13 protein-coding genes are annotated in these 13,717 nt (G+C 70.6%); 5 read left to right on the top strand and 8 right to left on the bottom strand.

The window, feature by feature from the left end; translation table 11 throughout:
• Positions 1-33 precede the first annotated feature (33 nt).
• Positions 34-1,359, top strand: a complete 1,326-nt coding sequence (locus ASG45_RS01990; protein WP_055832486.1) for an aspartate aminotransferase family protein — start codon at positions 34-36, stop codon at positions 1,357-1,359.
• Between the two features lie 346 nt (positions 1,360-1,705).
• Here ASG45_RS01990 and ASG45_RS01985 read toward each other — a convergent pair whose 3' ends face one another.
• From ASG45_RS01985 to ASG45_RS01970, 4 genes are all read right to left on the bottom strand, one after another.
• Complete coding sequence (locus ASG45_RS01985) at positions 1,706-2,122, bottom strand: DoxX family protein (protein ID WP_055832484.1); 417 nt, start codon at positions 2,120-2,122, stop codon at positions 1,706-1,708.
• Positions 2,123-2,305: 183 nt separating this feature from the next.
• Positions 2,306-2,905, bottom strand: a complete 600-nt coding sequence (locus ASG45_RS01980) for a methionine ABC transporter permease (RefSeq protein WP_207301769.1) — start codon at positions 2,903-2,905, stop codon at positions 2,306-2,308.
• A 53-nt stretch (positions 2,906-2,958) separates the two neighbouring features.
• Positions 2,959-3,984, bottom strand: a complete 1,026-nt coding sequence (locus ASG45_RS01975; RefSeq protein ID WP_055832480.1) for a methionine ABC transporter ATP-binding protein — start codon at positions 3,982-3,984, stop codon at positions 2,959-2,961.
• Positions 3,981-4,883, bottom strand: coding sequence for a MetQ/NlpA family ABC transporter substrate-binding protein (locus tag ASG45_RS01970; RefSeq protein WP_055832478.1), 903 nt, complete (start codon positions 4,881-4,883; stop codon positions 3,981-3,983). The genes ASG45_RS01975 and ASG45_RS01970 overlap by 4 nt, the downstream gene beginning before the upstream one ends.
• Positions 4,884-5,076: 193 nt before the next feature.
• Here ASG45_RS01970 and ASG45_RS01965 point away from each other — a divergent pair, with 193 nt between their 5' ends.
• Complete coding sequence (locus ASG45_RS01965) at positions 5,077-6,480, top strand: MFS transporter (RefSeq protein ID WP_055832476.1); 1,404 nt, start codon at positions 5,077-5,079, stop codon at positions 6,478-6,480.
• A 26-nt stretch (positions 6,481-6,506) separates the two neighbouring features.
• On the opposite strand, the gene ASG45_RS01960 is transcribed toward ASG45_RS01965, so the two are convergent.
• From ASG45_RS01960 to ASG45_RS01945, 4 genes are all read right to left on the bottom strand, one after another.
• A complete protein-coding gene (locus ASG45_RS01960; RefSeq protein WP_055832474.1) occupies positions 6,507-7,820 on the bottom strand; it encodes a dihydrolipoamide acetyltransferase family protein in 1,314 nt (437 codons plus the stop codon).
• A 79-nt stretch (positions 7,821-7,899) separates the two neighbouring features.
• Positions 7,900-8,877 (bottom strand): alpha-ketoacid dehydrogenase subunit beta, encoded by a 978-nt coding sequence (locus ASG45_RS01955; RefSeq protein WP_055832473.1) that lies wholly within the window; start codon positions 8,875-8,877, stop codon positions 7,900-7,902.
• Positions 8,874-10,004: a thiamine pyrophosphate-dependent enzyme gene (locus ASG45_RS01950; RefSeq protein WP_055832470.1), complete on the bottom strand. Its 1,131-nt coding sequence runs from the start codon at positions 10,002-10,004 to the stop codon at positions 8,874-8,876. Before ASG45_RS01950 ends, ASG45_RS01955 begins: the two co-directional genes overlap by 4 nt.
• A 96-nt stretch (positions 10,005-10,100) precedes the next feature.
• A complete protein-coding gene (locus ASG45_RS01945) occupies positions 10,101-11,177 on the bottom strand; it encodes a histidinol-phosphate transaminase (RefSeq protein WP_055832469.1) in 1,077 nt (358 codons plus the stop codon).
• Between the two features lie 120 nt (positions 11,178-11,297).
• Between ASG45_RS01945 and ASG45_RS01940 the strand changes: the two genes are divergently transcribed.
• The 3 genes from ASG45_RS01940 to purB are packed head-to-tail and all read left to right on the top strand — an operon-like array spanning position 11,298 to position 13,650.
• On the top strand, positions 11,298-11,702 hold the full coding sequence (locus ASG45_RS01940; RefSeq protein ID WP_055832467.1) for a phage holin family protein: 405 nt from the start codon (positions 11,298-11,300) through the stop codon (positions 11,700-11,702).
• Positions 11,703-11,736: 34 nt separating this feature from the next.
• Positions 11,737-12,243 (top strand): low molecular weight protein-tyrosine-phosphatase, encoded by a 507-nt coding sequence (locus tag ASG45_RS01935; protein WP_055832465.1) that lies wholly within the window; start codon positions 11,737-11,739, stop codon positions 12,241-12,243.
• A 27-nt stretch (positions 12,244-12,270) separates the two neighbouring features.
• A complete protein-coding gene (gene purB / locus ASG45_RS01930) occupies positions 12,271-13,650 on the top strand; it encodes an adenylosuccinate lyase (protein ID WP_055832463.1) in 1,380 nt (459 codons plus the stop codon).
• Positions 13,651-13,717: the final 67 nt, after the last annotated feature.

The raw sequence follows: 13,717 nt of genomic DNA, 5'->3' as shown, positions 1-13,717 counted from the left end.
CGACGTGTGCCCCCGGCGTCGCACACTGGGGGCATGGCCACTCCCCTCACGACGACCCGAAACGCCGAGATCAGCGAGCGCGACCGCTCGAGCGTCTTCCATTCGTGGTCCGCTCAGCGCACCCTCGCTCCGCTCCCCCTCGCCGGAGGCTCGGGCGTGGAGGTGTGGGATGCCGACGGCCGGAGCTACCTCGACTTCTCGAGCATGCTGGTCAACGTCAACATCGGCCATCAGCACCCCCGCGTCGTCGCGGCGATCCAGGAGCAGGCGGCGCAGCTGACCACCGTCGCCCCCGCGCACGCGAACGAGATGCGCGCGCACGCCGCCGAGCTCGTGCTCGAGCGCGCCCCCGAGGGTTTCTCGAAGGTGTTCTTCACCAACGGCGGTGCCGACGCCAACGAGAACGCCATCCGCATGGCGCGGCTGACCACCGGCCGCGACAAGATCGTGTCGCACTACCGCTCGTACCACGGCAACACCGGGGCGGCCATCGTCGCCACCGGCGACTGGCGACGGATGCCGAACGAGTACTCCCGCGGCCACGTGCACGTCTTCGGTCCCTACCTCTACCGCTCCGAGTTCTGGGCCGAGACGCCCGAGCAGGAGTGCGAGCGGGCACTGCGCCACCTCGAGCGCACGGTCCAGGCCGAGGGGCCCGACACCATCGCGGCGTTCCTCTTCGAGACGATCCCCGGCACCGCCGGCATCCTGGTTCCCCCGCCCGGCTACCTCGCCGGGGTCCGCGAGATCGCCGATCGCTACGGCATCCTGCTCATCCTCGACGAGGTCATGGCCGGCTTCGCACGGGCGGGCGAGTGGTTCGCCTTCGACGCCTTCGACGTGCGACCCGACCTGATCACCTTCGCCAAGGGCGTGAACTCCGGCTACGTGCCGGTGGGCGGCGTCGTCATCTCGGATGCCGTGGCCCAGACCTTCGAGGACCGCGTCTTCCCCGGCGGGCTGACGTACTCCGGACACCCGCTGGCGGCAGCGTCCATCGTCGCGGCCCAGCAGGCCATGGCCGACGAGGGCGTGATCGAGAACGCGCGGCGCATCGGCGACGAGGTCATCGGCCCGCGCCTGCGCACCCTGGCGGAGGAGTCGCCGCTGGTCGGCGAGGTCCGTGGTCTCGGAGTGTTCTGGGCCGTCGAGCTCGTCGCCGACCGGGCCACCCGCGAGCCGCTCGCCGCCGCGCGCATCGGCGCGATCAAGGCCGCGATGCTCGAGAAGGGCGTGCTCGGCTTCTTCGCCGAGAACCGCGTGCACGTCGTTCCCCCCGCCGTCATCGGCGATGCCGACGCCCACCGCGGCCTCGACGTGCTGGCCGAGGTGCTGAAGGCCGAGGGCGCCCGCGGCTGACGCCGCGCCCCTCGGGGTTGAGCGTCCAGGACACGCCGCGGTCGCCGGTCCGGCACGGCGTGTCTCGGACACTCAACGCCTCCGCACCGCCGCGTCACCGCGTCGCGCCGCCCTCACGTTGAGTGTCCAGAACACGCCGCACGCGCAAGGCCGAAGCGGCGTGTCTTGGACGCTCAACGCCTCCGCACCGCCGCGTCACCGCGCCGCGCCCACCTCACGTTGACTGTCCAGAACACGCCGCACTCACAAGGCCGAAGCGGCGTGTCTTGGACGCTCAACAGGGTGGGGGATGCCGCGACCACGCGGCGCGTCGAGCAACGCGGAGGCCAGCGCGCCCGACCGCGACTCAGCGCCCGCGGGCTCGTCGCCCCGTTCGCCAGGCCTTCCACGCTCCGGTCGACCACAGGGCCCAGATCACCAGCAGAGGCTGGAAGAGCAGACGGATGCCGCGGGCCAGGTCGGTGTCGAGGCCGAACGCGTCGGTGCCCCGGACGAACTGCTCGATGTTGCCGGGGAAGATCGCGACGAAGAAGGCCGCGACGATCCAGCCGACTGCCACGCGCCGACGGCGGAGGACGACCAGAGCGAGTCCGAGCGCGATTTCGACGACCCCGGATGCCACCACCGTGACGTCGATCGGGAGCGGAAGCCACGACGGAACCTGAGCGACGAACTCGTCGCGCGCGAACGAGAGGTGCGCGGTGCCGGTGAACACGAGCGCGGCACCGAGCAGCCAGCGGGCGAGGGTGCGGGGGAGGCTCATCCTCCGAGGGTAGGCGGGATCGCCGTCATGACCCGTCGTCCCGGGGTCGTCGCCCTCCGTCGAGCGTCCAAGACACGCCGTGCGCAGGGGCCCCCCACCGGCGTGTCTTGGACACTCGACGAGCTCGACGCGCGAACGGTGCGCGGCTGCGCGTTGCGACGGCCGCCGGCGCCCGAGGAGGAGTCAGCGCCGCAGGATCCTCTGCGCGAGCGCGTTGCCGATCAGCTGCCCCGCCTGCACGATCACGACGATGATCGCGACCGTCACCCAGGTCGCCTGCGCGTTGAACTGCTGGTAGCCGTAGATGATGGCGAAGTTTCCGAGCCCGCCGCCGCCGATGTAGCCCGCCATCGCCGACATGTCGACGACCGCGATGAACATGAACGTGTACCCGAGGATCAGCGGCGCGAGCGCCTCGGGGATCACGACGCCGAACAGCACCCCGATCCGCCGGGCGCCGACCGCGCGGGCAGCCTCCACGGTGCCGGGGTCGACGGCGACGAGGTTCTGCTCCACCACGCGGGCGATCACGACCGTCGCCATGATCGTGATGGGCACGATCGCGGCATCCGTCCCCAGGGTCGTTCCCGTCACCGCACGCGTGACCGGGGCCACCGCGGTGAGGAAGATGATGAACGGAATGGGGCGGATCAGATTGATCACGAGGTTCGCGATCGCGAAGACCACGCGGTTGGCGAACAGGTTGCCCGGACGCGTGGCGTACAGCAGTGCGCCGATGACCAGCCCCGCGATGCCCGCGATGAGCAGCGACACGGCGACCATGTAGACCGTCTCGCCGATCGACTGCAGCAGAACCGGGGTCAGGGTCTCCCACTTCACGAGCGCACCTCCCGTGCGGGCAGCACGACGTCGGTGTGCGCGCGCAGCTCCGCCACCACGGCGTCGAGATCGTCGCTGTGCACGCGGTAGGTGAGCGTGCCCAGCTGCCGGCCGAGCACGTCGGTCACCCCGCCGTAGACGACCGAGTGACGGGCGTCGTGGCGGTGGAACACGTTCGAGACGTCTTCGCTCGAGAACTCGTTCACCTCGACGCTGACCAGGTCTCCCCCACCCGCGGCGAGCGCGGCCAGCGCCTCACCCGAGGGCACGCCCTGCGTCACCGCGGCGACGAACCGCTTCGTCAGGTCGGCGCGCGGGTGTGCGAACACGCGGTACGTGTCGCCGCTGTCGACGACGCGGCCGCCGTCCATGACGATCACCTGGTCGCACAGCTCGTGCACGATCGAGATCTGGTGCGTGATGACGACGATCGTGATGCCGAGGCGCCGGTTGATCTCGCGCAGCAGGTCGAGCACCTCGGCCGTGGTCTGCGGGTCGAGGGCGCTGGTCGCCTCGTCGGCGAGCAGGATGCGCGGGTCGGTGGCGATCGCCCGGGCGATGCCGACGCGCTGCTTCTGCCCGCCCGACAGGCGCCGGGGGTACTGCTTCGCCTTGTCGCCGATGCCGACGAAGTCGAGCAGCTCAGCGACCCGCTTGTCGCGGTCGGCTCTCTTCCACCCGGCCACCTTCAGCGGATAGGCGACGTTGGCCGCGACGGTGCGCGAGGTGAACAGGTTGAACTGCTGGAAGATCATGCCCACGCGGCGCCGCAGGTCGCGCAGCTTCGCCTCGGATGCCGCCCCCACGTCGACGCCGAGCACCTCCACGGTGCCCGACGTCGGCTGCTCGAGTCCGTTCAGCAATCGCACGAGGGTGGACTTGCCTGCGCCGGAGTACCCGATCACCCCGACGATCGACCCCTCCTCCACGCTCAGCGACACGTCGTCGACGGCCGTGGTGGTGGAGCGGCGATCGGTGCGGAAGCTCTTCGAGACGCCCCGCAGCTCGATGACCGCGGTCATCCGTTCTGGGCCTTGAGTGCGTCCTCGAGGCTGGTCAGTTCGTCCTGCAGCTGGGCGGCGGTCCAGTCCGCCTTGAACTGCAGGTTGCCCTGGTTGAGCTCGGTGACCGCCGCCTCGACCTCGGTGCTGTGATACGCCGTGACGAGCTTCTCCCAGCGGGGGTCGTCCTTCTTGTCGTCGCGCGTGACGAAGGCGTTGATGTACGGCGCGAGCTGCGGATTGTTCAGGTCTTCCTTGAAGATGATGAGCTCGTCGCCGAGCCCGCCCTTCTGCGCCTGCGTGTTGTTCACGATCGCGGCCTGGGCGCTGCCGTCCTTCAGCGCCGTGACGGTCTGGTTCGTGTCGACGGGCAGCAGCTCGACCTTGGTCGTGACGATGTCGGCCGGCGTCGAGAGGGCGCTGCCGCCGTCCTTCAGGGTGAGGAGCCCCGCCGTCTGCAGGTTGAGCAGACCGCGGGCGAGGTTGGTGGGGTTGTTGGGGATCGCGACCTTGGCGCCCTCGGGCAGGTCCTTCACATCGGTGTACTGCTCGGAGTACAACGCGAGCGGGTAGACCGCGGTGGCCCCCACCGGCACGAGGGTGCCGTTGTTCTCGACGTTGAACTGCGAGAGGTAGATGAGGTGCTGGAAGAGGTTCACGTCGAGCTCGCCGTCTTGCACGCCCTGGTTGAGCTGCACGCCGTCGTTGATCGTGCGCACCTCGAGGTCGATGCCCTCTTCGGCGAGCTTCTGCTTCAGCACCGTCCAGTGCGCTTCGGTGCCGTCATCCGCGCCGAGGACGATGCGCGAGGAGTCGTCACCGGATGCCGCACCCCCGGCGCACCCGGTGAGGGCGAAGAGCAGGGCTGCGGTGGAGGCGCCGAGGATCGTGGCCAGGCGTGCGGTGCGGCGTGAAGTCATGGGTCCACGTCATCACGCGCGCCGGGGATGCCGAAGTCGAAGCGTTACGCGTGGTCACGGGGTGTCATGCGGGGTAACGGATTGGGCGGATGCCGAGTGCTCGGCGATGATCGCGCGGCCCGGGTGCCGCGACCGACGGATAGCCTCGAGAGTGATGTCACGGGATGAGAACGCGCGAAGAAATCTGTCCCGGATGCCAGGGCAGGGCGTCATTGTGGCCGTCCTGGCCCTCGCGGGCCTGTGCTCGTCGTTCATGTTCACCCTGGTGGTGCCCATCCAGTCGCAGCTGCCCCAGCTGCTGGATGCGTCGCGCGACGACACCGCCTGGGTCGTGACCTCGACGCTGCTCGCCGCGGCCGTCACCACCCCGATCGCCGGCCGCCTCGGCGACATGTACGGCAAGCGGCGCATCGTGCTCGTGCTGCTGGCGGTGATGATGCTGGGCTCGGTGATCGCCGCCCTGTCGACCGGCATCATCGGCATGATCATCGGGCGCGCTCTGCAGGGGGCCGTCGTGGGCGTGGTGCCGCTGGGCATCTCGATCCTGCGTGACGTGCTGCACGAGAACCGCGTCGACAGCGCGATCGCGCTCATGAGCGCCACGCTCGGCGTGGGTGGCGCTCTAGGACTGCCGATCAGCGCCCTGGTGGCCGAGAACACCGACTGGCACTGGCTGTTCTGGATCGCCGGCGGCCTCGGCGCCGTCGTCTTCGTGCTGACGCTCTGGATCGTTCCGGTGAGCGTGCTCCGCACCGCCGGACGCTTCGACTACCTGGGCTCCGCGGGTCTCGCGGTCGGCCTGATCGGCGTGCTCCTCGCCGTGTCGCGGGGGAACACGTGGGGCTGGACCTCACCCGTCACCCTCGCCCTCGCGATCGGCGGTGTCGCGGTGCTGCTGCTGTGGGGCTGGTACGAGCTGCGCATCGACTCCCCGCTGCTCGACCTGCGCGTCGCCGCCCGCCGCCCGGTGCTGCTCACGAACCTCGCCTCGGTCGCGATGGGCTTCGCCCTGTTCACCTCGAACGTCGCGTACCCGCAGATGCTCGAGCTGCCGGTCGCGACCGGCGTGGGTCTCGGCCTGTCGCTTCTCGCGGCGAGCCTGGTCGTCATGCCCTCGGGGCTCGTGATGATGGTGCTCTCGCCGATCTCCGGCGCCCTCGCGCGCACGATCGGCCCGCGCGTGCTGCTGGTCGCCGGAGCGATCTCGCTCATCGTGGCCTACGGCTTCAGCCTCGCGTTCTCGAGCGAGGTCTGGCACTTCGTCGTCGCGAACATCCTCATCGGCTTCGGGATCGGCTTCGGCTACGCCGCGATGCCGATGCTCATCATGCGCGCGGTCCCGCCGAGCGAGACGGGCGCCTCGAACGGCCTCAACGCCCTGGCCCGCTCCCTCGGCACGAGCACCTCCGCCGCGATCGTCGGCGTGGTGCTCGCGACGCTGTCGACCGGTGAGGGTGACACCCGCGTGCCGACGGCCGACGCCTTCCAGGTGTCGTTCCTGCTCGGCATCGGCGCGGCCGTCATCGCGCTGGTCCTGGCGCTGCTGATCCCGAAGCGGAGTACACCGGCACCGGAGCGGGCGTCACTCCCGGAGTGACCCCGTCGACCTGAACCGCTCCCCGCTCAGTCCAGCAGCAGCGCCGGCTCCTCGAGCACGGATGCCACATCGGCGATGAACCGCGAGATCCCGTCGCCGTCGACCACGCGGTGATCGAACGACCCCGACACGGTGGTCACCCAGCGCGGGCGCACCTCGCCGTCGACGACCCACGGCTTCTGGCGGATCGCGCCCAGGGCGATGATGCCGGCCTCACCCGGGTTGATGATCGGGGTACCGGCATCCACCCCGAAGACGCCGATGTTCGTGATCGTGAACGTTCCGCCGGTCTGGTCGGCCGGGCTCGTCTTGCCCTCGCGCGCGGTGAGGGTGAGGTTCTCGAGCGCCTTGGCCAGCTCGCGCGTGTTCATCGCCTGCGCGTCCTTGATGTTCGGCACGAGCAGGCCGCGCGGGGTGGCGGCGGCGATGCCGAGGTTGACGTAGTGACGCACGCTGATCTGCGCGCCGTCCTCGGTGTCGACCCAGGCGGCGTTGATCATCGGGGTGCGGCGCAGGGCCCAGATCACGGCGCGCGCCATGATCAGCAGCGGCGAGATCTTCACGTCGGCGAAGTCGGCCGAGGCCTTGAGCCGCTTGACGAACTCCATGGTGCGCGACGCGTCGACGTCGACCCACACCGAGACGTGCGGGGCCGAGTACGCGCTCGAGGTCATGGCGTTGGCCGTGGCCTTGCGCACTCCGCGCACCGGGATCGACTCCTCGCGGGCATCGGCCACCGGCGCCGGGGCGGCGGGGGCGGCCACGGGGATCGTCTCTTCGCGCACGGCGCCCCACGCCGGCGTCTCGATGTTGCGGAAGACGCTGGCCTGGTCGGCGTGCTTCACGACGTCGTCGCGGGTCACTTCGCCCGCGGGGCCGCTGGGCGTGACGGCCGACAGGTCGACCCCGAGGTCGCGCGCGAGCTTGCGGATCGGGGGCTTGGCGACCACGCCGACCGATGCCTTGACCGGACGCTCCGCGGGCGCGCGACGCCGCGACGACACCGCTCCGCCCGTGCCGTAACCGACCAGCACGGCACCGCCGGCGTCGTCGGGCTCGGGCACCGTGGCGGGGGCCGCGGGGGGCGGGGTTGCGGCATCCGCGGAGCCGATGGTGATGATCGGAACGCCCACCTCGACGGTGGCGCCCTCGACGGCGAGGAGTTCTCCGACCGTGCCCGCGAAGGGCGAGGGCAGCTCGACGAGCGACTTGGCGGTCTCGATCTCGACGATCACGTCGTTGACCTCGACGGTGTCGCCGGGGGCGACGCGCCACTGCACGATCTCGGCCTCGGTGAGGCCTTCTCCGACGTCGGGGAGAACGAAGGTCTGCTCGGTCACGGTGTGTCCTTTGCTCGGGAGCCAGCTTGTCACCGGCGACGCCGCAACGGAATGCTCCGGCGGGCGGGAGGGCAGCGGGTCAGTAGGCGAGAGACCGGTCGACGGCCTCGAGGATGCGGTCGGCGTCGGGCAGGTACGTGCCCTCGAGCTTCGCGGGAGGGAACGGCACGTCGAAGCCCGACACCCGCAGCACGGGGGCCTCGAGGGCGAAGAACGCCCGCTCCATGACGGTGGCCGCGATCTCGGAACCGAGCGAGGTGAAGCCCGGCGCCTCCTGCGCGTAGACCATGCGTCCGGTGCGGCGCACCGAGTCGAGCAGCGGGCCGTAGTCGACCGGCGAGAGCGACCGCAAGTCGATGACCTCGCAGCTCGTGCCCTCGCTCTCGGCGAGCGCAGCGGCCTGCAGCAGGGTGGTGACCATGGCGCCGTGACCGACGAGGGTGACGTCGGTCCCGCGGCGCACGATGCGGCTGGCGTGCAGCGGCAGCGCGGGGGCCTCGGTGTCGACCTCGCCCTTCTGCCAGTACTTCGCCTTGGGCTCGAGGAAGATGACGGGGTCGGGCGAGGCGATGGCCTGCTGCATCATCCAGTACGCGTCGTTGGCGTTCGAGGGGCTGACGACCCGCAGGCCCGGGGTGTGCGTGAAGTACGCCTCGGGGCTCTCCTGGTGGTGCTCGACCGCGCCGATGTGTCCGCCGTAGGGGATGCGGATGACGACGGGCATGCGCACGCCGCCCTCGTGGCGGTTCGTGATCTTCGCCAGCTGCGAGGTGATCTGGTCGAACGCGGGGAAGACGAAGCCGTCGAACTGGATCTCGAGCACGGGCTTGAACCCGCCCATCGCGAGACCGATCGCGGTTCCGACGATGCCCGACTCGGCCAGGGGCGAGTCGATGACGCGGCGCGGTCCGAAGTCCTTCTGCAGCCCCTCGGTGACGCGGAAGACGCCGCCGAGCGGCCCGATGTCCTCGCCCATGAGCAGCACGCGGTCGTCGGTCTCGAGCGCGCGGCGCAGGCCCGCGTTCAGGGCCCGGCTGATCGGCAGGTTCTCGGTCACTTCGCGCCCCCGTCCATCGACGTCTCGTAGTCGTCGAGCCAGCGCTGCTCCGACTCGATGAGCGCGTGCGCCTCGGAGTAGACGCTCTCGAACATGTGCACCCGGGGCAGGCCGCCGAGCTCGTTCGTGCGGGTGCGCACGTCGTCGGCGAGCGCCCGGCCCTCGGCATCCGCGTCGTCGAAGAACTGCTGCGAGGCGCCGCGGCCCTCGAGGAACGCGCGCATGCGGACGATCGGGTCGCGCCGGCCCCATGACTGCTCCTCGTCGGAGGTGCGGTACTTGGTGGGGTCGTCGCTCGTGGTGTGCGCACCCATGCGGTAGGTCATTGCCTCGATCGCGCGGGGTCCGCCACCGGCCCGGGCCTCGTCGAGGGCGAGCTTCGACACGGCGTAGCTGGCGAGGACGTCGTTGCCGTCGACCTGCAGGCTCGGGATGCCGTACCCCTCGCCGCGCTTGTACAGCGGCGAGCGCGACTGGGTGGCGACGGGCACCGAGATGGCCCACTGGTTGTTCTGCAGGAAGAAGACCTCGGGGGTCTGGAAGCTCGCGGCGAAGACCATCGCCTCGTGCACGTCGCCCTGGCTGGAGGCACCGTCGCCGTAGTAGACGATGACGGCCTCGTCGCGCTCGGGGTCGCCGGTGCCGCTCTTGCCGTCGAAGACCAGGCCCATCGCCAGGCCCGTGGCGTGCAGCGTCTGCGCGCCGAGCACGAGCGTGTAGATGTGCGTGTTGCCGTTCTTCGGGTCGGTCGGGTCCCACCCGCCGTGGGTGAGTCCGCGCATGAGGCGGATGATGTCGAGCGGATCGACGCCGCGGATGCGGGTGACCACGTGCTCGCGGTACGAGGGGAAGAGGTGGTCCTGGGCCCGCGCGGCGCGGGCGGAGCCGACCTGCGCGGCCTCTTGACCGAACGAGGGGGGCCACAGGGCGAGCTGCCCTTGACGCTGCAGGTTGGTCGCCTGCACGTCGAAGGCGCGGATCGAGACCATGTCGCGGTAGAACGTCTCGAGTTCGGCGTCGGTCAGCGCGTCGATGAGCGGCAGATAGCGCTCGGCCGCGGGCGTGGGGGCCAGCGAACCGTCGGCGGCGAGAACGCGCACGAGAGCGGGGTCATCGAGCGGGGTCATGCTCCCACGCTAATGCTCGCCTTATGCCGAGGACCGCATGAGGTGCACAACGGATGCCGCGATTCGGGGTTCGATACCGACAAACGTCGCACCCGGTCAGCGCGGAGCGACCGAGGCCGCGGCCTCGACGATCCGGTCGAGGGACTCCTCTTCGCCGATCGAGATGCGCACGCCGTCGCCCGCGAACGGACGCACGACCAAGCCCGCCTCTTCGAACGCCGCGGCGACCTCGACCGCCCGCTCCCCCGCGGGGAGCCACACGAAATTGCCCTGGGCGTCGGGCACCGGCCAGCCCGCCTCGCGCAGACGCGCGACGAGACCGTCGCGGCGCTGGGCGATGACGGTGACGCGCTCGAGCAGTTCCGACTCGGCGCGCAGGCTCGCGAGCGCGGCCTCTTCGGCGGCGGCCGTCACCGACAGGGGTATGGCCGTGCTGCGCGCGGCGTCGAGCACGCGCGTGTGGCCGATGGCGTATCCGACGCGCAGGCCCGCCAGACCGTAGGCCTTGCTGAAGGTGCGCAGCACCACGATGTTGGGGCGGGCGATGATCGCGCGCACGCGGTCGCCCTCGACGGATGCGGGGTCGGTGACGAACTCGGCGTAGGCCTCGTCGAGCACGATGAGCACGTCGGCCGGCACGGAGTCGACGAAGACGGCGAACTCGTCGTGGGTGACGGTGGGGCCCGTCGGGTTGTTCGGGCTGCACACGATGATCAGGCGCGTGCGATCGGTGACCGCGGCGGCCATCGCGGGCAGGTCGTGACGGAAGTCCGCGGTGAGCGGCACCGGCACGCTCGTCGCCCCGGCGACGGCGACCAGAGACGGGTAGGCCTCGAACGAGCGCCACGCGTACACGACCTCGTCGCCGGGACCCGAGGTCGCCAGCAGCAGCTGCGCGAGTAGCGACACGCTGCCGGCGCCGACGTGCACGTCGTCGGGCGAGACGCCGTGGCGTGCGGCGAGACGTTCGCGCAGGCGGGCGGCCGTGGCATCCGGATACCGGTTGATGCCGGTCGCCCCCTGGATCGCCTCGAGCACCCCGGGGAGCGGGTCGAACGGGTTCTCGTTGCTCGACAGCTTGAACGCGTCGGGGCTGGCCTGACGCCCCTGGCGGTACGCCGGCAGCGCGGCGATCTCGGGGCGGATACGGGGCAGAACCGGCTCGTCACTCACCCCGCGAGCCTAACCGCGAGGCCCCCGCGCGCGTCAGTCCCCTCTTTCGACGGCTTCTCCACAGCCCGCGGAGCGGGATCGGTCCCGGGCGCAGCGCCCCGTCCGTGCCAAGGTGGAGGCATGCGCTTCGTCGTTCGCGTGGCCGTCAACGCCTTCGCCATCTGGATCGTCACCCTGCTGCCCGCCCTACAGGTGCGGCTCATTCCGTTCGCGCCGGGCGAGGCCCTGCAGGTCGCCCTCACCGTGCTGGTGGTCGGGCTCATCTTCGCGCTCGTGAACACCCTCATCGGCACGGTGGTGAAGTTCGTCGCGATCCCGCTCTACATCCTCACGCTCGGACTCATTTCGCTCGTCATCAACGGATTCCTGCTGTGGCTGACGGCCGTCATCACCGAGAACTGGGACTGGGGCCTGCGCACCGGCGAGTTCTGGCTCACCGCCGTCGCGGCCCTGCTCATCGGCATCATCAACGCCATCCTCGGCGGGCTGCTGCGCCCGCGCAAAGAAGAGCGCTCACGCCGCTGATGCGCGGAAAGCGCTTCCCCGCCATGATGGGGGGATGACCGCGAGTGCCGACGCGCCCTTCCGCGTCGTGTTCGTGTGCAGCGGCAACATCTGCCGCTCCCCCATGGCCGACGTGGTGTTCCGCCATCTCGCGGAGATCTCGGGGCTCTCGTCACGCGTGGCCTCCAGCTCGGCCGGTACCGGCGACTGGCACGTGGGCGAGCGCGCCGACCACCGCACCCTCGCGGTCCTCGACCGCCACGGCTACGACGGCTCCTCGCACCGCGCGCGGCAGTTCCAGTACGCCGACTTCGAGCACAACGACCTGGTCGTGGCGCTCGACCGCAGCCACGAGCGCGTGCTGCGCGGCTGGGCGCACGACGACGACGCGGCCGACAAGATCGCGCTGCTGCAGTCGTTCCTCCCCGATGCCGACACCCTCGACGTGCCCGACCCGTACTACGCCGGGGCCCCGATGTTCGACGAGGTGCTCGGTATGATCGAACGCGCAAGCCGAGCCCTGTTCCGACAGCTCGAGCCCGCCATCCGTACCGCGGGCTGACCCGTTCGCGCGATCCCCGGGAGACCCGTGTCCTCTCTGCCTCCGCAGCCCCTCAGCCCCCTCGACGGCCGCTACTTCGCCACCGTCGCAGAACTCGGCGACTACCTGTCGGAAGCGGGCCTGAACCGCGCCCGCGTCGAGGTCGAGGTCGAATGGCTACTCGCCCTGACCGACCGTTCGCTGTTCGGCACCTCGCCCGTGTCCGACGCCGACCGCACGCGTCTGCGGGCCCTGTACGAGGAGTTCGGCGCCGACGAGATCGCCTGGCTCAAAGAGAAAGAAGCCGTCACCCGCCACGACGTCAAGGCCGTCGAGTACCTCGTGCGCGACCGACTCGACACCCTCGGGCTGACGGCGCTCGCCGAGCTGACGCACTTCGCGTGCACCAGCGAAGACATCAACTCCACCGCCTACGCCCTCACCGTGCAGCGCGCGGTCGAGCGCGTGTGGCTGCCGAAGCTCCGCTCGGTCACCGCCGCCCTCGCCGAGCTCGCCGTCGAGCACCGCGACGCGGCCATGCTCTCGCGCACGCACGGCCAGCCCGCCACGCCCACCACCATGGGCAAAGAGATCGGCGTCTTCGCGTGGCGCCTCGAACGCGTCATCCGCCAGCTCGACGCCGGGGAGTACCTCGCCAAGTTCTCGGGCGCCACCGGCACCTGGTCGGCGCACGTCGCCGCCGAGCCCGACGTCGACTGGCCCGAGCTCACGCGCACGTTCATCGAGTCGCTCGGCCTGGGCTTCAACCCGGTCACGACGCAGATCGAATCGCACGACTGGCAGGTCGAGCTGTACGACCGCGCGCGGCACGCGGGCGGCATCCTGCACAACCTCGCCACCGACATCTGGACCTACATCTCGCTCGGCTACTTCACGCAGATCCCGGTCCCCGGCGCCACGGGGTCATCGACCATGCCGCACAAGATCAACCCGATCCGCTTCGAGAACGCCGAGGCGAACCTCGAGATCGCCGGTGGACTGTTCGGCACCCTGGCATCCACCCTCGTCACCAGCCGCCTGCAGCGCGACCTCACCGACTCGACCACCCAACGCAACATCGGGGTCGCCTTCGGCCACTCGCTGCTCGCGCTCGACAACCTGCAGCGCGGGCTCACCGAGATCTCGCTCGCCGAGAAGGTGCTGCTGGCCGACCTCGACGTGAACTGGGAGGTGCTCGCCGAGGCCATCCAGACCGTGGTGCGCGCCGAGATCGCCGCGGGTCGCTCGCGCATCACCGACCCGTACGCCCTGCTCAAGGACCTCACGCGCGGTCGCCGCGTCGGCGGCGCCGAGCTGGCCGAGTTCGTGCGCGGCCTCGACATCGGCGACGCCGCGAAAGAGCGCCTGCTCGCGCTCACGCCTGCCGCGTACGCGGGGCTGGCGTCGAAGGTGGTCGACGCGCTCTGAGGCGTCGCGCGGCGCGTGCGATTGGTCGGCGCGTCTCGCCGTCGCGCGGCGTGATCGCTCCGTCGCG

Origin of the sequence: Microbacterium sp. Leaf436, from assembly GCF_001424715.1 — a bacterium.
In the GTDB taxonomy this organism is placed as follows: domain Bacteria; phylum Actinomycetota; class Actinomycetes; order Actinomycetales; family Microbacteriaceae; genus Microbacterium.
The sequence above is the reverse complement of the archived record's forward strand: the minus strand, read 5'-3'. Positions and strand labels throughout refer to the sequence as shown.

Bases quoted from the DNA above. Each gene is read 5' to 3' on its own strand.
- ASG45_RS01980 (WP_207301769.1), bottom strand. From the start codon at position 2,905: ATGGTCGCCGTGTCGCTGCTCATCGCGGGCATCGCGGGGCTGGTCATC.
- ASG45_RS01975 (WP_055832480.1), bottom strand. From the start codon at position 3,984: ATGACCGCGGTCATCGAGCTGCGGGGCGTCTCGAAGAGCTTCCGCACC.
- ASG45_RS01985 (WP_055832484.1), bottom strand. From the start codon at position 2,122: ATGAGCCTCCCCCGCACCCTCGCCCGCTGGCTGCTCGGTGCCGCGCTC.
- ASG45_RS01970 (WP_055832478.1), bottom strand. From the start codon at position 4,883: ATGACTTCACGCCGCACCGCACGCCTGGCCACGATCCTCGGCGCCTCC.
- ASG45_RS01940 (WP_055832467.1), top strand. From the start codon at position 11,298: ATGCGCTTCGTCGTTCGCGTGGCCGTCAACGCCTTCGCCATCTGGATC.
- ASG45_RS01965 (WP_055832476.1), top strand. From the start codon at position 5,077: ATGCCAGGGCAGGGCGTCATTGTGGCCGTCCTGGCCCTCGCGGGCCTG.
- ASG45_RS01935 (WP_055832465.1), top strand. From the start codon at position 11,737: ATGACCGCGAGTGCCGACGCGCCCTTCCGCGTCGTGTTCGTGTGCAGC.
- ASG45_RS01950 (WP_055832470.1), bottom strand. From the start codon at position 10,004: ATGACCCCGCTCGATGACCCCGCTCTCGTGCGCGTTCTCGCCGCCGAC.
- ASG45_RS01990 (WP_055832486.1), top strand. From the start codon at position 34: ATGGCCACTCCCCTCACGACGACCCGAAACGCCGAGATCAGCGAGCGC.